20 protein-coding genes are annotated in these 25,220 nt (G+C 73.2%); 10 read left to right on the top strand and 10 right to left on the bottom strand.

Going from position 1 to position 25,220, the window contains the following annotated elements:
* Nucleotides 1-57 precede the first annotated feature (57 nt).
* Nucleotides 58-1,632, bottom strand: coding sequence for a class I adenylate-forming enzyme family protein (locus IF99_RS0111035; protein WP_030996219.1), 1,575 nt, complete (start codon nt 1,630-1,632; stop codon nt 58-60).
* 248 nt (nt 1,633-1,880) lie between these two features.
* Here IF99_RS0111035 and IF99_RS0111040 point away from each other — a divergent pair, with 248 nt between their 5' ends.
* From IF99_RS0111040 to IF99_RS0111055, 4 genes are read left to right on the top strand one after another with little or no spacing between them, the layout of a single operon-like run.
* A complete protein-coding gene (locus tag IF99_RS0111040) occupies nt 1,881-3,506 on the top strand; it encodes an NAD(P)-binding domain-containing protein (protein WP_030996220.1) in 1,626 nt (541 codons plus the stop codon).
* A complete protein-coding gene (locus tag IF99_RS0111045) occupies nt 3,503-4,615 on the top strand; it encodes an alpha-hydroxy acid oxidase (protein ID WP_051703446.1) in 1,113 nt (370 codons plus the stop codon). The genes IF99_RS0111040 and IF99_RS0111045 overlap by 4 nt, the downstream gene beginning before the upstream one ends.
* Complete coding sequence (locus tag IF99_RS0111050) at nt 4,609-6,042, top strand: cytochrome P450 (RefSeq protein WP_030996222.1); 1,434 nt, start codon at nt 4,609-4,611, stop codon at nt 6,040-6,042. The genes IF99_RS0111045 and IF99_RS0111050 overlap by 7 nt, the downstream gene beginning before the upstream one ends.
* Before the next feature lie 14 nt (nt 6,043-6,056).
* Nucleotides 6,057-7,349 carry a cation:proton antiporter gene (locus tag IF99_RS0111055; RefSeq protein ID WP_030996223.1) on the top strand — a complete coding sequence of 431 codons (1,293 nt, stop codon included), beginning with the start codon at nt 6,057-6,059 and terminating at the stop codon, nt 7,347-7,349.
* Nucleotides 7,350-7,391: 42 nt separating this feature from the next.
* Here the strand turns inward: IF99_RS0111055 and IF99_RS0111060 are convergent, their stop codons facing one another.
* Nucleotides 7,392-8,039 carry a TetR/AcrR family transcriptional regulator gene (locus IF99_RS0111060; RefSeq protein WP_030996224.1) on the bottom strand — a complete coding sequence of 216 codons (648 nt, stop codon included), beginning with the start codon at nt 8,037-8,039 and terminating at the stop codon, nt 7,392-7,394.
* A gap of 152 nt (nt 8,040-8,191) precedes the next feature.
* On the opposite strand from IF99_RS0111060, the gene IF99_RS0111065 reads away from it, so the two are divergent.
* Nucleotides 8,192-8,950 (top strand): SDR family NAD(P)-dependent oxidoreductase, encoded by a 759-nt coding sequence (locus IF99_RS0111065; RefSeq protein ID WP_030996225.1) that lies wholly within the window; start codon nt 8,192-8,194, stop codon nt 8,948-8,950.
* 198 nt (nt 8,951-9,148) lie between these two features.
* Here the strand turns inward: IF99_RS0111065 and IF99_RS0111070 are convergent, their stop codons facing one another.
* Together IF99_RS0111070 and IF99_RS0111075 are read right to left on the bottom strand one after the other, a co-directional pair.
* Nucleotides 9,149-9,763 (bottom strand): CatB-related O-acetyltransferase, encoded by a 615-nt coding sequence (locus IF99_RS0111070; protein ID WP_420705662.1) that lies wholly within the window; start codon nt 9,761-9,763, stop codon nt 9,149-9,151.
* Nucleotides 9,764-10,062: 299 nt separating this feature from the next.
* Nucleotides 10,063-10,842 (bottom strand): alpha/beta fold hydrolase, encoded by a 780-nt coding sequence (locus IF99_RS0111075; protein WP_030996227.1) that lies wholly within the window; start codon nt 10,840-10,842, stop codon nt 10,063-10,065.
* Between the two features lie 768 nt (nt 10,843-11,610).
* Here IF99_RS0111075 and IF99_RS0111080 point away from each other — a divergent pair.
* The 4 genes from IF99_RS0111080 (at nt 11,611) to IF99_RS32230 (ending at nt 16,687) form a co-directional block, all read left to right on the top strand.
* Nucleotides 11,611-12,570, top strand: a complete 960-nt coding sequence (locus tag IF99_RS0111080; RefSeq protein ID WP_030996228.1) for a glycoside hydrolase family 43 protein — start codon at nt 11,611-11,613, stop codon at nt 12,568-12,570.
* 598 nt (nt 12,571-13,168) lie between these two features.
* Nucleotides 13,169-14,923: a SpoIIE family protein phosphatase gene (locus tag IF99_RS0111085; RefSeq protein WP_030996229.1), complete on the top strand. Its 1,755-nt coding sequence runs from the start codon at nt 13,169-13,171 to the stop codon at nt 14,921-14,923.
* A 232-nt stretch (nt 14,924-15,155) separates the two neighbouring features.
* Entirely contained in the window at nt 15,156-16,352 is a 1,197-nt protein-coding gene (locus tag IF99_RS0111090) for a cobalamin B12-binding domain-containing protein (protein WP_030996230.1), read from the top strand.
* Nucleotides 16,349-16,687 (top strand): STAS domain-containing protein, encoded by a 339-nt coding sequence (locus tag IF99_RS32230; protein ID WP_030996231.1) that lies wholly within the window; start codon nt 16,349-16,351, stop codon nt 16,685-16,687. Before IF99_RS0111090 ends, IF99_RS32230 begins: the two co-directional genes overlap by 4 nt.
* Before the next feature lie 8 nt (nt 16,688-16,695).
* Here IF99_RS32230 and IF99_RS0111100 read toward each other — a convergent pair whose 3' ends face one another.
* From IF99_RS0111100 to ctaD, 5 genes are all read right to left on the bottom strand, one after another.
* Complete coding sequence (locus tag IF99_RS0111100; RefSeq protein ID WP_030996232.1) at nt 16,696-17,319, bottom strand: DUF308 domain-containing protein; 624 nt, start codon at nt 17,317-17,319, stop codon at nt 16,696-16,698.
* Nucleotides 17,320-17,573: 254 nt separating this feature from the next.
* The gene (locus tag IF99_RS0111105) at nt 17,574-18,656 is read right to left on the bottom strand and encodes a CU044_5270 family protein (RefSeq protein WP_030996233.1); all 1,083 of its coding nucleotides are present in this window, start codon (nt 18,654-18,656) and stop codon (nt 17,574-17,576) included.
* Nucleotides 18,653-19,414 carry an RNA polymerase sigma factor gene (locus IF99_RS0111110; protein WP_030996234.1) on the bottom strand — a complete coding sequence of 254 codons (762 nt, stop codon included), beginning with the start codon at nt 19,412-19,414 and terminating at the stop codon, nt 18,653-18,655. Before IF99_RS0111110 ends, IF99_RS0111105 begins: the two co-directional genes overlap by 4 nt.
* Before the next feature lie 158 nt (nt 19,415-19,572).
* The gene (locus IF99_RS0111115; RefSeq protein WP_234340657.1) at nt 19,573-20,166 is read right to left on the bottom strand and encodes a hypothetical protein; all 594 of its coding nucleotides are present in this window, start codon (nt 20,164-20,166) and stop codon (nt 19,573-19,575) included.
* Nucleotides 20,163-21,788 (bottom strand): cytochrome c oxidase subunit I, encoded by a 1,626-nt coding sequence (gene ctaD / locus IF99_RS0111120; RefSeq protein WP_234340665.1) that lies wholly within the window; start codon nt 21,786-21,788, stop codon nt 20,163-20,165. Before ctaD ends, IF99_RS0111115 begins: the two co-directional genes overlap by 4 nt.
* A 728-nt stretch (nt 21,789-22,516) precedes the next feature.
* Between ctaD and IF99_RS0111125 the strand changes: the two genes are divergently transcribed.
* Nucleotides 22,517-24,127, top strand: coding sequence for a GAF domain-containing sensor histidine kinase (locus IF99_RS0111125; protein WP_030996237.1), 1,611 nt, complete (start codon nt 22,517-22,519; stop codon nt 24,125-24,127).
* A 210-nt stretch (nt 24,128-24,337) separates the two neighbouring features.
* Here IF99_RS0111125 and IF99_RS0111130 read toward each other — a convergent pair whose 3' ends face one another.
* Complete coding sequence (locus IF99_RS0111130) at nt 24,338-25,081, bottom strand: response regulator transcription factor (RefSeq protein WP_030996238.1); 744 nt, start codon at nt 25,079-25,081, stop codon at nt 24,338-24,340.
* Nucleotides 25,082-25,220 lie beyond the last annotated feature (139 nt).

Raw genomic sequence — 25,220 nt, forward strand, 5'->3', positions numbered from 1 at the left:
GCCCCGTCGCTCCGAAGACCCGGCGTGCCCGCACCCGCCCGTGCCCTCCGCAGTCGCTCACCCCATCGACGCCATGGCGCGCAACGCCGCCTTGTCGGGTTTCCCGCTGGCGGCCACCGGTACCTCCGCGAGCGGGACGACACGGGTCGGTGCGCCGGCCGGTCCCAGTTCGCGGGCGACCAGTTCGCGCAGCGTCTCCTCCTCGGGGGCGGTGGCCCCGGGTCGCGGTACGACGAAGGCGTGGACGGCCTCGCCGGTGTGCTCGTCAGGGGTGCCCACGACGTAGGCCTGGTCTATGTCGGGATGAGAGGCGAGGACGCGTTCGATCGGCCCGGCGTAGTGGACGATGGCGTTGACGATGATGATGTCGCGGATGCGTCCGGCCAGGCGCAGATAGCCGTCGGCGGGGAGGCTGCCGAGATCGCGGGTACGCACCCACCCCTCCCGCAGCACGTCGGCGGTCTCCTCGGCGTCGTCCCAGTACCCGTGGAAGAAGTCCGGCCTGCGTACCCACACTTCGCCGGTCTTACCTGCCGGGACGTCGCGGCCCTCGCTGTCCCGCACGGTCACCTCGACGCTCTCCAACGGGCGTCCCACGCTGTCCGCCAGGGACGGTCGGCCGGCCAGTTCCCCGGGTTCGAGGACCGCGAGCATGCCCGTCTCGGTCTGGCCGTAACCGTGGTGGACCACGGGGCCGAGCAACTCGGCGGCCTCGGCGAGGCGGTGCGGGGGAAGGGGAGAACCGGCCACGAGGAGGTTGCGCAGAGTGGACAGATCCGCGCCGCTCTCCCGGACGGCGTCGAGGAGGGCGTACAGCCTCGGGACCGTCAGCAGGCACGCGGTGATCCGGTGCTGCCCGAACACCTCGGGGAAGCGCGGCGGCTCGGCGGGAATCACGGCCGTACCCCCGCCCATCAGGCACAGGCCGAGATGCTCGAAGACCACGGCGCTGTTCAGCGTGCCGAACAGCAGGAAGCGCTCGTAGCGTGCGGCGAGCCGGCGCACGCGGTCGTCCCAATCCTCTGACGTGTAGGCCCAGTTGACCGACAGTGCGGCGTAGGTCAGCAGCGTTCCCTTGGGGCGGCCCGTACTGCCGCTGGTGAGGTGGATGACGGCCACGTCGTCGGGGGCGCCCCGCGCGACGAGGCTGCCGGAACACGGACCCGAACCGGCCTCGTCGGAACGCGAACCGGCGGCCTGGCCGGAACCCGCACCGGCGTCCGGCCTCAACGCGGCCACATCCAGCACCGATACGCCCAACTCAGCCGCTTCGCACCGGACTTCCGCATCGCTCGACGCCTCGTCGACGATTACGGCGGAGACGTCGCGCGCCAAGATCGACCGCAGATGCTCACGGGTCAGCCCGGACCGCAGGCCGACCACCGTGCACCCCTCCGCGTGAGCGGCGATGCGGACCGCGAACGCCTCCGGTGACACCCCGGTGTCGAGGGCTACGACCGAACCGGCGGTCAGGCCCGCTTCGCGCAGGCCCCGTACGTACGCGGCGACCGCGTCGAGCACCGCTCCCCTGGTGACCGTGCGGCCTCCGTACTCGAAGGCAGGCCGGTCGGGGGTGGCCCGGAACGCGTCGATGAGCGTCTGGGGAAAGGTGCCTCCGGACTGTTCGTCCACTTCATCTCCACTCTTGGCTGAAAACTGCCGACGTAAAGGCTGCATGTAGGGACGGAAACGATCGTAATGACCGGTGTAAAGGTCGGCGCGAAAAGATTCATGGACCTCCGATCGCCCCCACACGTTATCCGAGACGCGCAATTCACCTCCCCGCTATACCTGTGACCCAGGTCACAGTGAGGCGGGGTGGCAGGGTGCTTTAACCATCAAGTACCGTCTGCGACACCCCCACGGAAGGCGGGACCAGAATGTCTGATTCAGTCCGTGTCGACTATCTCGTCATCGGTGCAGGACCGGCGGGTCTGCAAGCCGGATATTTACTGGAGAAGTCCGGGCGGGACTATCTCATCGTGGAGGGGAGCGATGCTCCGGGCGCTTTCTTCACCCGATTCCCCAGGCATCGGACCCTGATATCCAGCAACAAGGTGCACACCGGCTGGAGCGACCCGGAGTTGCGGCTGCGCGTCGACTGGAACTCGCTGCTCTCGGACGAGGGCCCGCTGTTCACCGGTTACACCCCGCGCTACTTCCCGCCGGCCGACGAGATGGTCCGCTATCTCGCGGACTTCGCCCACGAGCACGGCCTGAACATCCGGTACAACGCCCGCATCCGTCGCGTCACCCGCCCGGACGGCCGGGAGTTCGTGGCCACGGACGAACATGGCAACGTTGTCCGGGCGCGCCGTGTCCTCGTCGCCACCGGCGTCTCCCGCCCCTACGTACCGCCCATCGAAGGGGCGGCCGAGGCCGAGCGCTACGACGAGGTGACCGTCGATCCGCAGGACTTCACCGACCAGCGGGTTCTCATCATCGGCCGGGGGAATTCCGCGTTCGAGACCGCGGACAACCTCATCGAGACCGCTGCCGTCATCCATGTGGCCGGACCCGGTTCCCTGAAACTGGCGTGGCGCACGCATTTCGTCGGTCATCTGCGGGCAGTGAACAACAACTTTCTCGACACCTACCAACTCAAATCGCAGAATTCCGTCCTGGACGGCAATATTCTCCGCATCCAGCGGACTGCCGATGGAAAATTCATGGTGAGCGTCAGTTTCTCGCGCGTCGACGAGGTCGTGAAAGACATCCCGTACGACCGCGTCATTCTGGCCACCGGCTTCCGCTTCGACGCGTCCATATTCGCCGAGGAATGCCGCCCCGATCTCGTCATCAAGGACCGCTTCCCGCACCTCACGGACGCCTGGGAGTCGGTCAACGTACCCGATCTCTACTTCGCCGGGACCATCACCCAGTCGCTCGACTTCAAGAAGTCCACCAGCGGATTCATTCACGGTTTCCGGTACGGCGTGAAGGCGCTGACCCGCATCCTGGAGCGCCGCTACCACGACGCGCCCTGGCCGCACGCCGACGTACCCGCCACCGGCCCCGCCGTCGCCGACGCCGTCATCGCACGCGTCAACCGCACCTCGGCCCTGTGGCAGATGTTCGGCTTCCTGAGCGACGCCGTCCTCATCGGCGCCGACGGCCAGGCGCGCTACTGCGAGGAGGTACCGGTGCGGCACCTGCACGCGGCAGCCGCGCGGGGCGACTTCGGGCCCCTGTCCGCCTACTTCAGCGTCACGCTGGAGTACGGCGCCGACCACGACCAGGTCGACCCCTTCGACATCGGCGTCAACCGGATGAACCAGCAGGACACGAGCGGACTCGACGCTCGCTACCTGCACCCCGTCGTGCGGCAGTTCCTGCCGGACGGCAGCGGCAAGCCGGTCGCCGAGCACCACATCACGGAGAACCTGGAGAACGAGTGGGACAACCCCGACGTGCACGTCGGCCCGTTGCGCTCCTTCCTCACCGCCCGCCTCGCGGCCGGAGACGGTTCCCCGGCCGGTGACGCACTCCCCGCGCCCCGGCCATGACCGGCCCGCACCCTGATCCGGCGCACCGCCCTGCCGAACCGGTGCGCGGGCAACTCCCGCAGGAGCACTACGACTTCTTCGCGGGCGGCGCCGGTGAGGAGACCGCGCTGCGGGAGAACGAGCACGCCTTCGGCCGACTGGCCCTCCTCCCCCGCGTGCTGCGCGGCGGCGCCGACCGCACCACCGGGGTCGGCGTCCTCGGCCGCGAGTGGCCCGCCCCGCTGTTCGTCTCGCCGACCGCCTTCCACCGACTCGCCCACCCCGAGGGCGAACGGGCCACCGCCCGCGCCGCCGCCGCCGCGGGCGTCCCGCTGGTGACGGGCGTGGCGGCGACCACCGCCGTGGCGGACGTCGTCGCGGCGGCCCGCGAGCGGGACGCCGACCCGGTCGTCTGGTTCCAGCTCTACCTCCACCCGGACGCGGAGATCACCGCCGAACTCGCCCGCCGTGCGGAACGCGCGGGCTGCTCCGCCCTCGTCGTCACCGTCGACTCCCCCGTCTTCGGCCGCCGCACGCGGGACCTGCGCCACGGCTTCCACGACCTTCCGGCCGGGCTGACCACGGAGAACATGCGGGACCTGCCCGGCAGCGCCCCCGGCGCGACCCTGCCCATCCCCATGTGGCCCGCCGGCTGGGACGACTTGCGCCGCCTGCGCGAGAGCACCGGACTGCCGCTCGTCGTCAAGGGCGTCCTGCACCCCGAGGACGCCCGCACCGCCGTCGAGGAGGGCGTGGACGCCGTGTTCGTCTCCAACCACGGAGGACGGCAACTCGACGCCGCCCCCGCGTCGGTGGAGGCCCTGCCCGCCGTGGCCGAGGCCGTCGCCGAACGGGTGCCGGTGCTGATGGACGGAGGGGTCCGCCGGGGCGGTGACATCGCCACGGCCCTCGCGCTCGGGGCCCGTGCCGTCGGTGTCGGGCGGCCCGTGCTGTGGGCGCTCGCCGCCGGCGGCGAGGACGGCGTCCGGGAGTGCCTGACCGCGCTCCGCGCCGACTTCGACCACGTCCTCGCCCTGTGCGGGGGACACCGGCCCCGCGACCTCACGGCCGACCAGGTGGTCGAACGCGGCACGATCCGGCGCCCGACGACAGGAGAACGGACATGCTGAGGAAGTCCACGGTGGCAGCCCTGGCCGCGGGCAGCGCGCTGCTGCTCTCCACCCCCGCCTGGCTGCCCGGCCGGGTCGTCACCCTGCGGATGAAGCTCTTCGCCCGCGTCAACGGCGAGGAGGGCCTTGCCTTCCCGCAGGAGGAGTACGGGGGCGCCGCACGCTTCGAGGAGATCTACGGCCAGCCCGCGGCGAACGGCCGCAGCAAGGGCGCGGCGCTGTCCGACCTGTTCTGGTACTGGCTCGCGCCCGGTGCCGACGTCCACCAGGAACACCTGGAGCCAGGCCCCCGCTACGACGAGGTGTCACGACGCACCCTCGCCTTCCTCTCCGGTACCTCGGCCGAGCTGTACGAAGCGGCCGCGCGCAGCACCCGGCGCGTCCTGGACACCCTGCCCGGCGACGGGGTGCGGGCGGTGCGGCTGCGCGACCTGATGATGCCGGTGTGGGCGGAGTTCTTCTACACGCTGGTGTTCCGGGAGGAGTGCCCGCCCGAGGCGCGGAAGCTGATCGTCGACAACGCCGAGGACGTGGTCAACGCCCTCAAGTGCACCAGGCCGCGGCACATGCGCCGACGCGAGCGGCTCACCCGCTACCTGCTGCGCAGGCTGGCCGCCGGGGACGTGCCGCACGAGCTCCCGGCCGGGCTGACCCGCCGCCAGCACGCGTACTACCTGCAAGGCACCTTCTTCAACACCGCCGTCGTCCAGATGTCGGAGGCGATGGCGCACCTGCTGCTGGTCCTCGCCCAGCACCCGGACGTGCAGGAACGGGTGGCGACGGACGACGACCGCTATCTGTCGCACGTCATGAACGAGACGTTCCGGCTCTTCCCGCTGTTCGGCGTCGCCCACCGCGTCACCACCGCGGACATCGAGCTGGAGGGCATGCCCCGCATCCCCACGGGCTCCGTGCTGACCTTCAGCTACCCCGAGTACCACGCCACCGGCTACCCCGACCCCGAGCGCTTCGACCCCGGCCGCTGGGAGACGCTCTCCGCCAAGGAGGCCCATCACATCCCGTTCGGTATCGCGGCCAACCGGCCCTGTCCGGCCTGGCGTCTCTCGCCGATCGCCATGCGCGCCGCCACCCGCGAGATCCTGGCCCGCTTCGCCCTCGACTCGCCCGTCAGCCACACCCGTTCCATCCCGCACCGCGCCCCGTGCCTGCTCCTCCCCCGGGACCGGCCCACCGGTACGCCCGCGCACCGCGCCCTGCGCACCGCGCTGGCCGTGCGGGACCGGGCCGAGGACGTCGGCCGCAGCGTGGCCCAGCTCGTCCTCGGCACGTACATGGTCCTCGACGCCCGCCGCACCAGGCCCGCCACACGTTTCTTCGCCGAGCACGACACCGAGGGCCGCCCGTCGCAGGCGGCACACACCGCTCCGGGCACCGCCGACGCCTGCCCGTTCACGGGCCGGACCTGACCGAGGAGTCACCGTTGTCGACCACCGAGCTGGGTCCGGCGTTCTTCCTCGCCGTGGCCGTCATCCTCGTCACCTGCCGCCTCGTCGGCCGGCTGCTGCGCTTCCTGGGACAACCGCCCGTGGTGGGCGAGATGGTCGCCGGTGTGGCCCTCGGCCCCTCCGTGCTCGGCCTCGTCTCGCCCGGTGCCGAGGAGGCCCTCTTCCCCCAGGAGCTGCGGCCGATCCTCTACGTCGCCGGGCAGATCGGCCTCGTGGCCTTCATGTTCCTGGCGGGCTACGAGTTCCGCACCGACAAGCTGGCGTCGGTGGGCCGCACGGCGATATCGGTGTCCGCGGCGGGCATCACCATGCCCCTGGTCCTCGGCTTCGGCCTCGCCACCGTCGCGCACCACTGGGTCGACATCTACCCGGACGGCGTCTCGCCCCTGGTCGGGGCGCTGTTCATCGGGGTCACCCTGGCCATCACCGCTTTCCCGATGCTGGCCCGCATCATCAACGAGCGCGGCCTCACCCACACCCGTTTCGGCTCCGTCTCGCTGGCCGCCGGTGCGCTGGACGACGCCGTGGCGTGGATTCTCCTCGCGGCGGTGCTGAGCCTGGCGGGCGGCGGGGCGGGCACCTTCCTCCTGGCAGCGGCCGGCACGGCCGGTCTCGGGGTGCTGCTCGCCGTGTTCGTGCGCCTGCGGACCAAGGCGCTCGACTGGGCACGGCGGCTGACCGAGGAACACACGTTCCTGGTCGTCGTCCTCCTCCTGTTCCTCGCCGCCTGGTACACCGACCGCATCGGCCTGTACGCGGTGTTCGGCGCGTTCAGCCTCGGGGTCGTCTTTCCCCGTGACCCGGTGGTGACCCGCGCGGTGCAGGCCATCGAGCCGGTCAGCCGCATCGTGTTCCTGCCGCTGTTCTTCACCTACTCCGGCCTGAACACCGACTTCACGTTGCTGTCCGGCGGCAGGATGCTGCTCTTCACGGGGGCCTGTGTCCTGGTCGCCGTCGTCAGCAAGTTCGGCGCCTGCTGGGCCACCGCGCGACTGCTCGGCGAGCGGCAGGAGGTAGCCGTCCGGGTCGGCACCCTCATGAACGCCCGCGGCCTGATGCAGCTCATCGCCATCAACGTCGGCCTGGCCGCGGGCATCACCTCTCCGGCGCTCTTCGGCGTGCTCGTGATCGTCGCCCTGGTGACGACGGTGATGACGTCGCCGCTGCTGTCCCTCTGGGACCGGCTCGACCGCGGCAGGAACCAGAAGCGGACCCCAGCGGCCGACCCCGCCGGGCTGGACGGCGCACCGCGCCCGGCGGCGAAGTGAGGGGGCGCGGGCTTCGGTCGTGCCCCCTCCGCGTCTGAGCCCTCAGGACCGCCGCGCGTCGTCGGCGCCGCGGCCGTAGCGGGCGAGCATGGTCGTGACCGCCTCGTCGACGGCACGGGCGATGTCGGCAGGTGCGGGGCCCCAGTCGGCGAGCAGCATCCGCGGCCAGAGGACGTAGTTGGCGATCATGCCGAGGAACTGGTTGGTGGCGCTCTCCGCGTCCGGCACCACCGCGGTGCCCGACGCGTGCTGGGCCTCCAGGTAGTGCTGGACGGAGATGAAGTAGGGCAGCTTGCCCAGGTCGAACTGGGCCCGCCCCAGTTCCGGGAAACGCGGCAGTTCGGCGATGACGATGCGGAAGAGGGCCGCCATGGCGGGCCGGCCGATCAGGTCGGCGTACTGGCGGCCGATCGCCCTCAGCCCGGCGCCGAGGTCACCGGGTGGTGTCGCGGGCGCCGCCGCGTCCGGCCCACCCTCCCAGTACTCGGTGACGATGGCCTCGAAGAGCGCCGCCTTGGTGGGGAACTGCTTGAACAGCGTGGACTTCGAGACGCCCGCTTCCTGCGCGATCCTGGCCAGCGACGTCCCGTCGTAACCCCGTTCCAGGAACAGCTTCGTGGCCGCCGCGGTGATCGCCTCGCGCTTGCGCTGAGCGAGTCGTTGGTGGTGCGCCGAGAGTCCTGCGGTCATGGGACCAGTATGTCTCACCCCGAGGCGAGTCACTTGACTCGCCATTGCCCAGGGTGTTTACGTGACCAGGGAGGCGAGTCACTCGACTCGCCATCGGTCGACGGGAGCACTTCCCCCTCGGCGTCGTCCCCTTCCCCCAGGGAGAAGCACTCATGAAGTCAGGCAAGATCGCGTTGGTGACCGGCGGCAACCGGGGCCTGGGCCGGGCCACGGCCCAGGCGCTGGGCCGCCACGGGCTGCGCGTCATCGTGACCTACCGCGGCGACGCGCGGGAGGCCGAGGAGACGGTCAGGACCATCCAGGAAACCGGTGGCACGGCTGCCGCGCTGCGGCTGGACATCAGCGACGTGGCCGCCTTCCCCGACTTCGTCTCCGACCTGACCGCACGGCTGGAGCGCTGGGGCGCGACCCGGCTGGACGTCCTGGTCAACAATGCCGGGGTCGGGCTGTTCGGACCGCTGGAAGCGGTCACGGTCGAGGACTTCGACGCGGTGATGGACACCAACGTGCGCGGCACGTTCTTCCTCATCCAGGCGCTCGCGCCCGTGCTGGCCGACGGAGGGCGGATCATCAACGTCTCCTCCTCCCTCAGCCGCCACACCAGTGCCGGCACCTCGGTCTACTCGGCCTCCAAGGCGGCGGTCGAGGTCCTCAGCCGGACCCTGGCCGTGGAACTGGGGGCGCGCGGAATCCGCGTGAACGCCCTCGCGCCGGGGCCGACCGCCACCGACTTCAACGGCGGTGCCATGCGGGACGACGCGCGGATGCGCGAGGGCCTGGGCGCGCAGACCGCCCTCGGCCGCGTCGGTGAACCGGAGGAGATCGGCGACGCGATCGCCGCGCTCGCCTCGGAGGACCTGCGCTGGGTCACCGCCCAGCGCCTCGAGGTCTCCGGCGGCGCCCTGCTGTAGAGCCACCGCCCGTACCTCCCTGGCGGAACGGGAAATGCGTCTGGTCCAGCGCGATCCGCAATCCGGTCCGGGGGCGAGGAGGAGGCCCGGCGTCCCGCTCGTCAGCCATGTCAGGCCTCGTCCACTCCCTCGTCCCCGCTTCCGGCGGGGACGGCTCCCCGCGAGGACGGGTACGGGCGGCGGGGCGAGGGCGCGGGGTCAGCGCCGGCCGATCCGCGCGGCGGCCTCCTCCAGGTCGGCGACGGTCCCCGACATGATCGTCCGTACGTGGTCGGTGATGTCCCGCACGGGCCAGTCCCACCACGACACGGCGAGGAGCCTGGCGATGTCCGCGGCGTCGTAGCGGGTGCGGATGAGCCGGGCGGGGTTGCCGCCGACGATGCCGTAGTCGGGGACGTCGGCGGTGACCACGGCGCCGGCGGCGATGATCGCCCCGTGGCCGATCCGTACACCGGGCATGACGGTGGCGCCGTGCCCGAACCACACGTCGTTGCCGACGACCGTGTCCCCGCGCCCGGGCAGGTCGGTGATCAGGTCGAAGTGCTCCGCCCAGGAACCTCCCATGGTGGGGAACGGGAAGGTGGAAGGCCCGTCCATGCGGTGGTTGGCGCCGTTCATGATGAACCGGGTGCCCGTCCCCAGCGCGCAGTACTTGCCGATGACAAGCCGCTCGGGACCGTAGTGGTAAAGGACGTTGCGCGTCTCGAACGCGGTCGGGTCGTCCGGATCGTCGTAGTAGGAGAAGTCGCCGACCTCGATCAGCGGAGACTTCACCAGCGGCTTGAGGAGGACCACACGGGGGTGCTCGGGCATCGGGTGGAGCACGGTGGGGTCGGCGGGAACGGGCGGCACGGGGAAGGCGGTTCCTTTCCGGACGATCGATTCCGAAGGTCGGTGGTCACAGCGATTTCGGAGCGGAGGATGGCGCGGTCACTTGGACCGTGTCCCGCGTGATGAGACGGACGAGTCGTTTGTAGCAGCACGATGCCGAGACGCACACGGGAAATACCGGTGGGGGCCGGAGGGGACAAGGCCGCACGGGCCCCGTTCTTCCGTCGTCACGCAGGAGGAACCCGCGCGGCTCTTTCCGCGTGACGGGCCACTCGGGCGCGCTATCGCTGGTGGGGGCCCGAGAGTGCCGCCGCGGTGGCGCGGGCGAAGCCTTCCGCGTTGTCCAGCATGATGTTGTGCCCGCAGTCCGGGACGGAGACGACGGTCACCCCGGCATCGGTGAGCGCGTCGGTTCCGGGGAGCGGGCCGTCGGCGCTGGGGAGCAGATAGGTGCGCGGGATCTCCAGGTCCAGCAAAAGCTCACGCATGGTGGGGACGGTGCCGCGGGTGAGGTGGACCGCGCTGCGATGCAGGGCCTCGCGGCCTGCCAGGCGCATCGTGGACCACCAGTGGGGACCGGCCCGGTCACGGATCTCTTCCCAGCCGCCCGCCAGGAACTCCTCCTCGGAGTAGGCGGCGATGCCGCTGCTGCCCGCGGCCCCCGGTGCGGGCGGGATCGGGTCGAGGTTGGCGTCGACCAAGACCAGGCGGGAGACCAGAGAGGGGTGCCGGGAGGCAAGGACGATGGCGACCGAGCCACCCATGCTGTGCGCGATCAGCTCGGCGCCCGTGACACCCGCGCTGTCCAAGGCCGCGGCAAGGGCATCGGCGTGGGATTCCAGGGTGTAGTCGAAGTCCGTCGGCCGGTCGCTGATGCCGTGCCCGAGCAAGTCGATCAACAGCGAACGACGTCCGGCGAGCAGGGGGTGAACCGCCACCTCCGCGAAGTAGGCCGGCGACGTCGCGCCCAGACCGTGGACGTAGACGCGGGACGGTTCCTGTCCCGGCAGCTCGACCCAGCGGATCCGGTCGCCCTCGGGCGTCACGCCGGCACTGCGCACAGCCTGCTCCTCTCCATTCCGGATCGACGGAGAGACGAGAGTAGCCACCGGGCCTCTGCGCCTCATCACTGCCCCCAGCAGGGGACGCGGCGTGGGCACCGGGATCTCGGGCCCCGGTCAGGACACCCCGCCCGATGTCGACGGCCCCGATACTGACTGACGCCGCGCGGGTACGAGGGGCACCCCGCCCGCGGCACCTCCGAGGAATTGACCATCGGCGGCGCCCTGGCCACGGCTGCTACGAGCGCTGCCCCGGCGCCGGTTTCGGCGGCAGACCGGCTACCACCGCATGGGCCTCGATGGGCAACGCGCGGGTCGCAGCCTTGGTGGTCGGCGAGCCGCCGACGCGGGTGGAGATTCCCATTCGTGGCCCGGTGCGGGTCGAGCGACGCGGACCCCGATGTGCTTGCCCCAGCGTCAATTCCGCATACGCGGCACGTCGTACGCCTTGTCCGTGTACGGGCGCCGACCGGGGCATCGACCAACTCGCGACCGTCGCCTTTCCCTTGACAGGGTTACCCGCCGACGCGACCGTTGAAAGCGCTCTCACTTACGTCATGTACACGAGGAGAATCGATGCGCTCTTCCCGTTGGCTCGCCGGAGCCGTTCCGCTGGGGCTTGTCGGCCTCCTGACACTGGGGCAGGCCGCCGTTGCCGTCCCACCGGACGAGCGGCCCACCGATCGGCGCACCCAGGAGACGGGCAGAGGCGCGGCGGAGCCGGCGGCGACCGTGGCGGATGAGTCCTCGACGCTGGGCGGCTCCCTGGTGGGCGGGGCGGACCCGTCCGTGATCAAGGTGGGCGACCAGTACGTCTCGGCCAAAGCCGTGGATGGCGGTATCGCGGTGCGCACGGCCGCCACCCCGGAGGCCGTGGCCACCGCGCCCAAGCACCAGGTGTGGCGGGACACCGCCGGTCTGGGCGAGGTCTGGGCGCCGGAGATCGTGCACCACGACGGCCAGTACCGGATCTACTTCGCCGCAGGCAAGAGCGCGGCCCACCGGATGTACCACATCGGCTCGGCCTCCGCCACGTCCGGTTACTCCGCGGCCGTCAAGGTGTCCCTGCCTGGCGACAAGTGGGCCATCGACGGGGCCCCCTTCACCTACAAGGGACAGCGCTGGTTCGTGTGGTCGGGCTGGTCCGGCGACACCAACGTCGAGCAGAACCTCTACATCGCCCGGATGAGCAGCCCCACCGCCGCCACCGGCGGCCGGTACGTCATCTCGCAGCCGCGCGAGTCCTGGGAACGGGTGGTGGGCAACCCGTACATCAACGAGGCTCCCCAGCCTGTCGTCGACCCCTCCGGACAGCTCCACGTCGTCTACTCCGCGAACGGTAGCTGGAGCGACAAGTACTGCATCGCCGACCTGCGACTGCGGGCGGGCGGCGACCCCACGTACGTCTGGGACTGGTACAAGAGCAACGGCTGCCTCTTCGGCTCCAACGCGCCGTCCATGATGTCCGGCTGGACTCCGACCGTGAACGTCAACGGACCCGGCCATCACACGTTCATCCTGCCCGAGGGCGACGTCAACTCCGCTCCGCCCTCCGGAAACCGCTTCCCCATCCTCTACCACGCGGTCGCCAAGGGCACTCCGTACTCGTGGTCCAACCGCTCCTGGTACTCCGGTACGGCGGTCTGGTGGAGCAACACCACTTACCGGCGCGCCAACGTGCCCGGCAACACGACCGATACGGGCTACAGCCTGAAGTTCTTCGAGTAGGCGGAAGGAAACGCGGTGCTGGTGGAAGCGGTCCCCGGCCTTCCCGGTGCGACACGGCTCGTCGACACCGGTGGTTCCGGGACCGCCCCGCCGGCGCGTGAGCGCGGGTGCGGACCAGAGCCCCGTCCCCGAGGAGCACGGCGTCCTCGCGACACCGCTTCCCGGACCGGAACGCCAGAAGAGGCCCGGCCTGCCTGACGACGCGACCGGCTGCGGACTTCGGGACACCGGAGGGCGGGGCGAGCCGGACGCGGAGCCCCGGCAGGCGGCAAGGGCCGACGAGGCTATAAACGACCGGTACTTCCGCGATGCGGAGCGCCCGCTCGGAGGCGTCCGGCCGTGCCCGTCGCGCACGGCGGCTCCGGGCAGCCCTGCGGCCCGGGGTCTCCCCAGGCCCCGGGCCGCGCCCTGTTCCGTAGCCCCGTGTACCCCGGGGGGCGTCCCGTAGGCGTGTGGTTTCCGCAAGGGCTTCTGGCGGGGTTTCGCAGGGGTGGGAGGTTGTGCGTACGGTGGTGGGGTCGTCGTGCCTCCCCAAGGGGCGGCGTGACGGCGACAGGCCGGGAGGAGGTGAGGGGCCCGCTGAGCGAGCCCCGCCCGCATGACACGACCAGCCGAACGCACCGCAGCCACAGCCCACGCGCCCACCGCGCACCCCAACACCGCACGGAGGCACACCGCGGCGCAAGCACCCGTCCCCTCACCAGCGCCCTCCGCCGGAGCCCTCACCGCGGCGCGGGCTCCCGCTCCCCCGCGCCTGACCGCCGCCCCCCGCACCCCTCTCGACCACGTGCCGCCCCCCGCCCTGCGCGCGGGTCCGGACGGCCTCGTACGCGAGATCAACGGCGCGGCGGCGCTGCTGCTGCCCCGGAGCACCCCCGGCAGCCCGCTCGCCGGCACGGCGCCGGACTGGTTCTCCGGCGCGCACGCGCGGGCGGTCCGCGAGGACCTGCCCGGCACGGCGCGCGGGGCGCTCGGCGCGCGCGTCTACGAGGCGAGCCCCGTACGGCACGAGGGCGGCGAGTTCACGTGGTGGCTGCGCGAGGCGGGCGAGGAGGAGGGGCTGCGTGCCGAGCTGCGCGCCGAGCGGGCCCGCAACGCCCTGCTCGAGGAGGCGTCGGCCCAGCTCCTCGCCTCGCTCAACGCCGACCGCGCCCTCGCCATCACCGCGCGTCTCGCGGCGCGGCACCTCGCCGACGCCGCGGTCGTCGTCTCGCCGTGGCGCGGCCGTCGCGTCGAACTCGTCCTCGGCGTCGCGGACGGGGAGCCGAGGACCCGCTCCGTGTCCGCCGACCCGGCCGAGGTCCCCGGGCTCGTCGAGGCCCTGCAAGGCTTCCCGCCCGTGCCCTCGCGCTGGCTCGACCCCGCGCAGTTCCCCGCCTGGGCGCTCCCCGAGGGCTTCGGCACCCCGGTGTCCGTGCTCGTGACGCCGATGCCGGGGCACGGGGTCCCGGCGGGCGCTCTGGTGCTGCTGCGCGAGGAAGGCGGGCGGACCTTCGGCGAGGACGAGGAGTCCCTCGCGCGGCTCTTCGCCCTCCGCGCGGGCACCGCGGTGTCCGCCGCGCTCCTGTACGCGGAGCAGGCCGCGCTCACCAAGACTCTGACCCGCGAACTGCTCCCGCCCCCGCTGCACCGCGTCGACGGCATCGACCTCGCGGGCGGCTACCGGCCCTCGGCCGACCGCGAGCGCGTCGGCGGCGACTTCTACGACGTCCACCCGGCCGCCGAGGGGACGGACGGCGAGTGCTTCGTCGTCCTCGGCGACGTGTGCGGCAAGGGCCTCGAAGCCGCGATCCTCACCGGCAAGATCCGCAACACGCTGCACGCGCTGCTGCCGCTCGCCGCCGACCACCAGCGCGTCCTCACGCTCCTCAACGCCGCGCTCCTGACCTCCCACCACACGCGTTTCGCGACGCTCGTCCTCGCCTCGGCGCGCGCGGAGGCGGACGGCGGGGTGCGGCTGCGGGTGACGACCGCGGGCCACCCGCGGCCGCTCCTCGTCCGCGCGGACGGCGGCGTCGAGCAGGCGGAGACGCACGGCACGCTCGTCGGCGTGCTCCCGGAGGTGCGCGCCACGACGGCCGTGGTGCGGCTCGCGCCGGGCGAGACGTGCCTGCTCTACACGGACGGCATCACGGAGGCGAAGGGCGGGCCGCTCGGCGAGACGATGTTCGGCGAGGACCGGCTGAGCAGGGCGGCGGGCGAGTGCGCGGGGATGCCCGCGGGCGCGGTCGTGGAGCGGGTGCGGATGCTGGCGGCGCAGTGGGTCGGCGCGGGCCGCCACGACGACATGGCGGTGGTGGCGATCACGGCGCCGAAGCGGGGGCGGAAGGCGGAGGGCGCGGCATCCGTCTAGGGCCTCAGTACCGCGAGCGCCCCGCGAGGCCCGTACCGCCGGGGGCCGCGAGGCCCGTGGCCGGGGCCCGCGAGGCCCCCGTATCGCGCGGAGGGGCGGGAAGCGGCACAGCGCGGGGCCGGAGGCCGCGTGGACGGGGTGGGAGCCCCGTCCCGTGCGAGCGCGAGCCCGTGCCCGTACTGTCGGGAGAATGTACCGCGCAGCGAGCGCGGCCGGTTCTGGGGAGGGGTCGATGACGAGCACGGTGACGGTGGCGCCGCCCCGGGCCGAGACGTGGGCCGAGCGGCTGTGGGCCCCTGTCGCCGTGGGCGACGAGGACACGGCGGCGGCGGTGGTGCGCGCGGCGCACGGGGCCGGGCTGGACGCGGAGAGCGTCCTGCTCGACGTCATCGGCGCGGTGCAGCGGCGGGTCGGCGCGGAGTGGGCGGCGAACCGGCTCGGTGTCGCGCAGGAGCACGCGGCGACGGCCGTCAACGAGCAGTGCGTCGGGGTGCTGCGGCACTCGGCGCCGCCCGCCGTGCCCGCGCCGGGCGCGGGGCGGATCGTCGTGGCGTGCGTGGACGGCGAGTGGCACGGGCTGCCCGCGCGGCTCGTCGCCGAGGTGCTGCGCCTGCGCGGCTGGCACGTCGACCACTTGGGCGCGCAGGTGCCCGCGCCGCACCTCATCGGCCACCTGCACCGTACGGGCGCCGACGCCGTCGCGCTCTCGGGCTCGCTCGCGCCGCGGCTGCCCGTCGCGCACGCGACGCTGACGGCGTGCCAGGCGGTCGGCGTCCCGGTGCTCGTCGGCGGCGCCGCCTTCGGCCACGACGGCCGCTACGCCCGCCTGCTCGGCGCGGACGCCTGGGCGCCCGACGCGCGCGCCGCCGCCGACCGCCTCGCGCGCGGCCCGCTGCCGCCCCCACCGCGCGACCACGTCATGAGCGCCGACCTGCCGCACCTCGCGGACCAGGAGTACACCTTCGTGACGCGTTCGCGTCAGGAGCTGGTCAGGGCCGTCTTCCACGGCCTGCTCGACCGCTACCCGCCGATGCGCGCGTACACCGCCCTCCAGCGCGAGCACACGGCCGAGGACCTCGACCACGTGGTGGCGCACCTCGCGACGGCGCTGTACGTGGACGACGCGGACCTCTTCACGGGCTTCCTGGGCTGGACCGCGTCGATCCTCGCCGCGCGCGGCGTCCCGGCGGCCTCGCTGCTCCCCGCCCTCGCCGTCCTCGCCGAGCGCCTGCGCGACTTCCCGCGCGCGCTGGGCCTCCTGGCGGCGGGCACGGAGGCGGTGCGGGGCGCGGAAGCCGGGGGCGCGCACGCGGTACGGGCGGCGGAACCCCTACCGGGCGCTGGGCTCATACCGGGCGCGGAACCCATATCCGGGGCGGACCCGCTTCGTGACGAGGCGTCCCGCGACGCGGACGAGGCCCCGCGATGAGCGCTCCCCCGCCCGGCGGCCTCCGCATCGAACAGCGTGCCCCCGCCCCCGGCCATCTCGTCCTCGCACTCGTCGGCGACCTCGACTACGACACGGCGGAGCAACTCGGCGAGGACGTCGTCACCGCCCTGGACACGACCGCTCTCACCACGCTCTCGCTCGACTGCGCGGGCCTTGGGGGCTGCGACTCGATGGGCCTGGCCGTCCTTCTCCAGGTCCGCAGGCACACCGACAGGGCGGGGGCGCGGCTGACCCTGGAGAGACCGCCGGACTCGCTGCGGCGACTGCTCGGACTGACCGGGACGAGCGCTCATTTCGGCGTCGAACCGGTGTGAGGGGCTGGTCAGCCGACGTGGAGGCGGTGGCGCAGGCGCAGCGCGGTGGCGATCTCGGTGAGGCCGACCGCGAGCAGCCAGATCCCCGCCACGAGGAGGAGGGCCCACGCTGAGGCGAAGGGCGAGACGACGAGGACGGCCCCGGCGAGCGCGGCGAGCACCCCGAGCAGGAGTTGCCAGCCGCGCGCCGGACTCGCGGGCTCGGCGAGCGCGGCGACCACCTGGGTGAGCCCGCGGAAGAGCCACCCGATGCCGATCCACAGCGCGAGCAGCAGTACGGACTGGGTGGCGCTCCGGAAGCAGAAGAGCCCGAGCAGTACGGAGAGAGCCCCGCTCACGAAACCGAGCACGCGCATCCCCGCCGCGGTGTGCGTCCCGCTCGCCGCCACCAGTTGCACCACCCCGCTGACCAGCAGGTACACGCCGAAGAGCACCCCCGCGACGCGCAGCGAGGAGCCGGGCCACACCAGGACGAGCACCCCCAGCACGACGGCGGCGAGCCCCGCGAGCAGCACCACCCACCAGGCGGCGCGGGCGAGCCTGCGCAGGGGGTCGGGCACCTCGTCGCGCCCGGGCCCCGGACGGGGCGGCGGCATGGCACCGGGAGACGGAGACGGCTCGGCGTGACTCATGCCCCCACTGTGGGCACGGGCGAAGGGGCGCGCCACCGGAGCGGGCGGCGGGGCGAAGGGGTCGTACGAGGGGGGCGGGTCCCGGGCGGCAGAAGGGGCGCCGGTCTCGCGCGACCGGGGCGGGTGGCGGGGGCCGGCCGGGCCCCGTCGTCCGCCCCCCGGACGGGTTCGTACCCAGCCCCGACCGGGCGCCGCCCGCGCCCGTCATCCGCCCCCCGACCAGGCCCCGTCCCCGTCCGTCACCCGCTCCCGGCTCAGCTCTGTTCCGCGCCCCCGTCCCCGGTCACTTCCGTCACCTCGGCCGGGCGCACGCCCGCCTTGTCGGCCACTCCCAGCGCGAGGACCGCCGTGCTCGCGAGCAGCGTCCCTTTCCGGCCGACCGACCGGTCCTCGGTCAGGTACGTGCGGGAGCCGAGGAAGCGGAGATCCTTGTCGAAGACCCACTCCGAGCGCTCGGCGTGCTTCTTGTCCTCGCGGGCGATGCCGATCCCCGTGCGGCCCTTGCCGTCGTGCGCGTCCGGCGCCGTGACGACGCCGGGGATGCGGGCGGCGGCGCGGTAGAGCGCGGCGGCGGTCCTCGGCGGGAGGAGCCCGGAGGCGAGGTTGCCGATCCGCTCGAAGACGGCCTGGTCCCGCGACCGCCCCTGTTCCGGCGTCTTGGCGTAGAGGTACGTCAGGAGGGCGTCGGGATCGGTGGGGAGCGCCGCGAGCCACTCGTAGGTGGGCCGGTCGATGCCCACGGGAGTGCCGCCCTCGTCGCCGAGGAACGCGTTGTTCCAGTACGTCTCGCCGTCCTCGCGGAGGAGGGCGATGTGCCGCACGCGGCCCGGGTCCTGCGTGGCCCAGGACTCGCGCACGACCGGCGGGCCCATGACCGCCTTGCCGCTCGTCTCGTCCGCGCCCCGCTCCTGGCTCTTCACGTACACGAACTGGTCGTCGCGCACGCTCAGGGGCCGGCCGTCCAGCGCGGCGTCCGAGATGCGGCCGAGCAGGGCGCTCGCCTGCCGCGCGTGGGCGCTGCCGCCCGCCCGGGTCGTCCCCGTGCCGCCGCCGTGGTCCTCGCCGCCCCGGGTGAGCCCGGCGGTGAGGGTGCCCGCGAGGGCGAGGGCGGCGACGGGGGCCACGAAGGCGGGGCGCAGGACGCGCCGCCGGGCGGGGGCCGGAGCCGTCTCCGCCGCGCGCACCGTGTCGTCGTCGATCTGTCGCATGAGTCGTTCCTTGTGGTGGAGCTTTCGCTCGGGCGCGAGGTCCCACTCGGGCGGGGGCGGCAGGAGCCGGGCCACTTCGTCGGCCTCGTTCCTGTCCGCTCCGGTCCGGGACGGGTGGGTGTCGGTCATCGGTTCTCCTCCCGCACGGGCAGGGCCACGGACGCGGCCCTGCCCTGTACCTCTCCGGTCCCGGGTCCCGGTTCCGTTGTCTCTTTCGCGGCGGAACCGCCGTCTCCGGTCCGCACGGGCCCGCCGTCTCCGGTCCACACGGGCTCGTCGTCTCCCGGCCGCACGGGACCGAGTTCCGCCACGTCCGCGCCGCCCGGCTCTCCGGTGCCCGCCTCGCTCAGCTTCAGGAGCCGTGCCCGCGCCCGCGAGAGCCGCGACCGTACGGTGCCGACCGGGATGCCGAGGGCCTCGGCGGCCTCCGCGTAGTCGAGCCCCGACCACACGCAGAGCGTCAGCACCTCGCGCTCCTTGCGCCGCAGCCGGTGGAGGGCCGCGTGCACGGCGGCGAGGCGGCGCGCGTCGTCGATGCGGCCCGCCGTCTCGGGGGCGAAGTCGGGGACGTGCGGCGGGGGCGCGCTGCGCGCGAGGAAGGCGAGCTTGCGGCGCCGGGAGCGGTTGCTGTTCTCGGCCTTGTGCGTCGCGATGACGAGGAGCCAGGGTCTGAGCGAGCCGCCGTCCGGCTCGACGCGTTCGCGGGTGCGCCACGCCGTCAGGAAGGTCTCGGCGGTGACGTCGTCGGCCGCCGACCAGTCGCCGGTGAGGCGCAGGGCGTGGTTGTAGACGGCGCGCGCGTGGTCCTCGTACAGCTCGGTGAATGCCCGGCGGTCTCCGGCCCGTACGCCTCGGCGCAGAGCACCCGCCTCTTCTGTGTCCCTCACACCAGGTTCTCTCCGCACCCCGCGCCGGGTTCCGGTGACGTGCGCCACACGCGGGGGCGCCGGGCGGCGGGAGCCACCCCGGCTCGCCCCCGCCCGGTCCGCCGGCGGCTCACCCGCCACGCGAGCCCCAGGTGCCTGGTGCCCCCGCGCCCGGGACCCTACCGGGGTGCTGCCGTGCGCCCGGGGGCGGTGGGCGCGGTACGGGCCGGACGGTCCGTCTTCGCCGCTCCCGTCCGCTCTCCGCTCCCCCGCCGCGACGCCGTCAGGAGCGCCGCGGCGAGGGTGCAGGCCGTGAGGGCCGAGGGGGCCGCCACGAGGGGCGTGACGCCGATCGCCCCGCGCGCGTGGGCCCAGATCAGCGCCACGCCCGCCCCCGTCGCCGCGGTCAGGCCGGTGGCGATGACGGCGCCCACGACGCGGTGCGGCGCACGCCGGGCGTCCGGGTGCGCGTCGAGCGCCGCCCAGTACGCCGCGTGCTCGCGCGCCTCGCCCCTGGCCCGTCCCCACGCCGCGAGCCGCAGCGCGGCGCAGGCGAGCACCCCGGCGCCCGCCACCGCGAGCGGCGCCCCCGTCAGGAGCAGCACCGCCGCGAGTCCCGCCGTGCCCCAGCCGCTCAGGCACGCCAGGGCGGCGAGGCGCCGGGAGACGGGACGGTCCGCACCGGCCCGCAGATCGACGAGGGCCGGTACGTACCAGACGCAGCCCGATGCCGTGAGGACGCCCAGCGCCAGGGCGGGCACGACGGCGCTCACCGGGCCGCCCCCGCTGCCGCCGACGCCACGGCGTTCTCGCGCCGGTCCCGCGCGGCGATGTCCGGGTGGTGCAGGTCGAAGGCCGGGGACTCGCTGCGGATACGGGGCAGCTTCACGAAGTTGTGGCGCGGCGGCGGGCAGGAGGTCGCCCACTCCAGCGAGCGGCCGAAGCCCCACGGGTCGTCCGTCTCGATCCTCTTCCCGTACTTCGCGGTCTTCCAGACGTTGTAGAAGAACGGAAGGAACGACAGACCGAGCAGGAACGATCCGATGGTGGACACGGTGTTGAGGGCCGTGAAGCCGTCCGCCGCCAGGTAGTCCGCGTACCGCCTCGGCATCCCCTCCGCGCCCAGCCAGTGCTGCACGAGGAACGTCGCGTGGAAACCGGCCGTGAGCGTCCAGAAGGTCACTTTCCCGAGCCGTTCGTCGAGCATCTTCCCCGTGAACTTGGGCCACCAGAAGTGGAATCCGGCGAACATCGCGTACACCACCGTGCCGAACAGCGTGTAGTGGAAGTGCGCGACGACGAAGTACGAGTCCGAGACGTGGAAGTCGAGCGGCGGCGCGGCGAGGATCACGCCGGTCAGGCCACCGAAGACGAAGGTGACGAGGAAGCCCACCGCCCACAGCATCGGCGTTTCGAAGGAGAGCGATCCCTTCCACATCGTGCCTATCCAGTTGAAGAACTTGACGCCCGTCGGCACGGCGATGAGGAAGGTCATGAAGGAGAAGAACGGCAGCAGCACCCCGCCCGTCACGTACATGTGGTGCGCCCACACGGTCACCGAGAGACCGGCGATGGCGATCGTGGCACCGATCAGGCCCACGTAACCGAACATCGGCTTGCGCGAGAAGACCGGAATCACCTCGGAAATGATCCCGAAGAAGGGCAGCGCGAGGATGTACACCTCGGGATGGCCGAAGAACCAGAACAGGTGCTGCCACAGCAGGGCCCCGCCGTTCGCCGCGTCGAAGACGTGCGAGCCGAACTTGCGGTCGCATTCGAGCGCGAAGAGCGCGGCGGCGAGCACCGGGAACACGAGGAGGACAAGGACCGCCGTGAGCAGCACGTTCCACGTGAAGATCGGCATCCGGAACATCGTCAGGCCGGGCGCGCGCATGCACACGATCGTCGTGACGAAGTTGACCGCGCCCGCGATCGAGCCGAAGCCCGAGAGCGCGACGCCCATGATCCACAGGTCCGCGCCGAGACCGGGCGAGTGGGTGGCGTCGGAGAGCGGCGCGTAGAGGAACCAGCCGAAGTCGGCCGCACCACCGGGCGTCAGGAAGCCACCGGCCGCGATCAGCGAGCCGCACAGGAAGAGCCAGAAGGCGAGCATGTTCAGTCGCGGGAAGGCGACATCGGGCGCGCCGATCTGGAGCGGCATGATCCAGTTCGCGAAGCCGGTGAAGAGCGGCATCGCGAAGAGCAGCAGCATGACCGAACCGTGCATCGTGAACGCCTGGTTGAACTGCTCGTTCGACAGGATCTGCATCCCGGGGCGGGCGAGTTCGGCGCGCATCACGAGGGCGAGCACCCCGCCGACGACGAAGAAGAAGAAGGCGGAGATCAGGTAGAGCGTGCCGATCTGCTTGTGATCGGTCGTGGTGAGCCAGGCGATCCAGCCCGGTCGAGCCGGGGCCGGGGCGACCGCCACCGTGCCACCGGCCTCCACCCCCGGTGGCGGCGCCCCGGCCGTACCCGTGCCCCCGGCGGCCCGTTCCCGCCGTTCCCCGGTCCGCTGCCGCGCGTCCTGTCGTGTGCCGCGCTGCCGCATGTCATGTGCCTCGTCCACCGGACGGCGACCTTCCTTCCGCGAGCTGGTACGGCCGGAGGGCCCACCCGCAGGGAGAGAGTGCGGTACTCCTCCGGCCGCCCCACATGATCAGCGGCGGCGGAAGCCCGGCGGCAGGGCCGAGCGGGCCCTGTGCGGCGGGCGGTTCCGGGCCGGTCGGCGAGGCACCGGGGCCGGTCGGCGCCGGGCGTTGAGGCCGTTCGGCGGGTGGTACGGGGCCGGTCGGCCCCGGCCGTACGGGGCCGCCCGCCGTGCCCGCGCGGGGCCGCTCGGCCTCTCGTCAGGGGTCCGGGGGTGCCGCGTACGGTACGGGCATGAGCGAGCCGCGCGAGACCAGCCCCGCCACCGCCGGGAGCACCCGGGGAAGCGGCCCGGCCGGCCGCTGCCCGTTCCCGCACGGCGAGCCGCCCCGTACCGGCGAGGCGGGCGGACGGCCCCGCCCGCCCGGGGACGGCATCCCGCCCCGTACCGCCACGGGGGCCGCCCCGCCCCATACGACCGCGAGCACCGCCCCGCCCCGTCATGCCGCCCCCGCCCTCGACATCCCCGACCGTATGCACGCCCTGCTCACCGCCGTGATGGACCTCGGGCGGGACCTCGACCTGCCGCAGGTGCTGCGGAGCATCGTGGAGGCGGCCGTGACGCTCACCGAGGCGCGGTACGGCGCGCTCGGCGTCATCGGTGACGACGGCACCGGGCTCTCGCAGTTCGTGACGGTGGGGCTCGACGCGGAGGTGGAGGCGCGGATCGGCCCGGCGCCGTGCGGGCAGGGCATTCTCGGCGAGCTGATCAGTCACCCGGCGCCGCTGCGCCTCGACAACCTGACCGCGCACCCGAGCAGTTACGGCTTCCCCGCGCACCATCCGCCGATGCGGACCTTCCTCGGCGCCCCCGTCCGCATCCGCGACGAGGTCTTCGGGAACATCTACCTCACCGAGAAGCGCGGCGGCGGCTCCTTCGACGCCGACGACGAGGCCGTCCTCACGACGCTCTCGATCGCGGCGGGCGTCGCGATCGACAACGCGCGCCTGTACGAGGAGAGCCGCCGCCGCGAGCACCGCCTCGAAGCCCTCGGCGAGATCACCCGCGCGCTCCTCGCGGGCACCGGCACCGACGAGGTGCTGCGGATCATCGCGCGCCGCGCGATGGAGGTCGCGGACGCCGACCTCGCCGCCGTCCTGCTCCCCACCGGCTCCGGGGATCTCGTCGTGCGGGTCGCGCACGGCGAGGGCGCGGAGGCGGTACGCGGCGCGGTCCTCCCGCTCGGGGGCTCGCTGTCGGGGCTCGCCGCGGCCGGGCGGGCACCGGTGGTGACGACGGACGTCCGGGTGGACGCGCGCGCCCTGCCGCTCGCCGGAACGGAGCACGGGCCCGTCGTCGCCGTGCCACTGTCCGTGGACACGGCGGTGCGGGGGGCGCTGCGGCTGAGCCGCCGCACCGGCAGGCAGGGCTTCGCGGCGGCCGAGACGTCACTCATCGACGGCTTCGCCGACCAGGCGGCGATCGCGCTCGAACTGGCCCGCAGGCGGGAGGAGTCGGAGGAACTGGCCATGCTCCAGGACCGCGACCGCATCGCGCGCGACCTGCACGACGTCGCCATACAGCGCCTCTTCGCGACCGGCATGACGCTCCAGAGCGCGACACGCTCGATCGCGGACCCGACGGCCTCCGAGCGGGTCGGGCGCGCGGTCGACGACCTGGACGCGACGATCCAGATCATCCGCTCGACGATCCATCAGCTCCGTACGAGCGACGACGACCGGGGCGGCCCCGCGCTGCGCCGCCGCCTCGCAGAGACGGTACAGCTCGCGGCCCAACACCTGGGCTTCCAGCCCTCGTTGCGGATAGCGGGTCCCGTGGACAGCACGGTGCCCGAGGAGTTGCGCGACCATGTGCTCGCGGTCGCGGCGGAGGCGCTGAGCAACACGGCGCGGCACGCCCGGGCGCACCACGTGGACATCGAGTTGGCCGTCCCGGAGGGCACGGACCACGTGGTCCTCACGGTGACGGACGACGGCGCGGGCCTCGGCCCGGCCCGCCCGACCGGGGGCCTGCTCAACATGGGCTCGCGCGCGGAACAGTGCGGGGGAAGCTTCCGCGTCGACGCGGGACCCGGGGGCCGGGGGACGCGGATCACGTGGACGGCGCCGATGGCGGGGACGTGAACCCGGCGCCGAGCGCCACGGGCCACATGGCCCCCCGGCCCTCCCGGCCCAGGCCCTCAGCTCCCTTCCCGTCCAGCCCTCGGCGGCCCCTCCCGGCTCAGCCCTCGGCGTGCTCGGCGGAGGGGAGGCGGTCGGGAACGAGAGGCAGGGGACGGGAGTCGCCCGGAAACGGCGGCCAGCTCTGAACCTCAGCCTTCGGGGAGAGGACAGTCACGCCGTCGGGCGCCCCGCGTCCGTTCCGCGCAGCCGCTCCGCGAGCATCGCCGCCTGTATCCGCCGCCCGACGCCGAGCTTGCCGAGGATCGACGAGACCCGGTTCTTGACGGTCTTCTCGGCGAGGTAGAGCCGTTCGGCGATCTGCCGGTTGGTGAGGCCGAGCCCGATGAGGTCGAGGATCTCCAGCTCGCGCGGCGAGAGCCGGTCGAGTTCGCCGGGCAGGGCGCGGCTCGGCGCGGGCTTCTCGGGCTCGGGCTCGCGGATGCGGGCCATGACGCGGCTCGTCATCCGGGGGTCGAGCAGCGACGTGCCGGTGGCGACGGTACGGACCGCGTGGAGCAGGTCGGAGCCGTTGATCTGCTTGAGCACGTAGCCCGCCGCGCCCGCCATGATCGCGTCGAAGAGCGCCTCGTCGTCATCGAAGGACGTGAGCATGAGGCATGCCAGGCCCGGCAGTTCGGCCCGCAGCTCGCGGCACACCTCGACGCCCTCGTGGTCGCCGCCGGTCGCGCTGCCGAGCCGTACGTCGAGCACGGCGACATCGGGCCGCGTCGCGGGCACGCGCGCGAGCGCCTCCCGCGCGTTGGCCGCCTCGCCGACCACGACGATGTCCGGCTCCGCCTCCAGCAGATCGCGCAGCCCCCGCCGGACGACCTCGTGGTCGTCGAGCAGGAACACGCGGACGGGAGCGGCGGGCGCGGTGCCGGGCCCGGTCGCGCCGGGGCGAGTCGGCGGCACGGCGCTCACGAGCGGGTCCGGGGGGCGCGGGCAGATGCGGGGATCATGGCGGGGACTCCGGTACGGGACGGGACGGCCGCCCCGGCCGGCGCGCCCCCGGGGGCGCGCCTCAAGCGGCACACCCCCAGTATCCCCGCCC

Source organism: Streptomyces sp. NRRL F-5630, assembly GCF_000719475.1.
GTDB lineage: Bacteria > Actinomycetota > Actinomycetes > Streptomycetales > Streptomycetaceae > Streptomyces.

Excerpts from the sequence above, each read along its gene's own strand:
- IF99_RS0111040 (WP_030996220.1), top strand. The coding sequence starts at position 1,881 with ATGTCTGATTCAGTCCGTGTCGACTATCTCGTCATCGGTGCAGGACCG.
- IF99_RS0111045 (WP_051703446.1), top strand. The coding sequence starts at position 3,503 with ATGACCGGCCCGCACCCTGATCCGGCGCACCGCCCTGCCGAACCGGTG.
- IF99_RS0111050 (WP_030996222.1), top strand. The coding sequence starts at position 4,609 with ATGCTGAGGAAGTCCACGGTGGCAGCCCTGGCCGCGGGCAGCGCGCTG.
- IF99_RS0111060 (WP_030996224.1), bottom strand. The coding sequence starts at position 8,039 with ATGACCGCAGGACTCTCGGCGCACCACCAACGACTCGCTCAGCGCAAG.
- IF99_RS0111065 (WP_030996225.1), top strand. The coding sequence starts at position 8,192 with ATGAAGTCAGGCAAGATCGCGTTGGTGACCGGCGGCAACCGGGGCCTG.
- IF99_RS0111070 (WP_420705662.1), bottom strand. The coding sequence starts at position 9,763 with ATGCCCGAGCACCCCCGTGTGGTCCTCCTCAAGCCGCTGGTGAAGTCT.
- IF99_RS0111085 (WP_030996229.1), top strand. The coding sequence starts at position 13,169 with ATGACACGACCAGCCGAACGCACCGCAGCCACAGCCCACGCGCCCACC.
- IF99_RS0111090 (WP_030996230.1), top strand. The coding sequence starts at position 15,156 with ATGACGAGCACGGTGACGGTGGCGCCGCCCCGGGCCGAGACGTGGGCC.
- IF99_RS32230 (WP_030996231.1), top strand. The coding sequence starts at position 16,349 with ATGAGCGCTCCCCCGCCCGGCGGCCTCCGCATCGAACAGCGTGCCCCC.
- IF99_RS0111100 (WP_030996232.1), bottom strand. The coding sequence starts at position 17,319 with ATGAGTCACGCCGAGCCGTCTCCGTCTCCCGGTGCCATGCCGCCGCCC.
- IF99_RS0111105 (WP_030996233.1), bottom strand. The coding sequence starts at position 18,656 with ATGACCGACACCCACCCGTCCCGGACCGGAGCGGACAGGAACGAGGCC.
- IF99_RS0111125 (WP_030996237.1), top strand. The coding sequence starts at position 22,517 with ATGCACGCCCTGCTCACCGCCGTGATGGACCTCGGGCGGGACCTCGAC.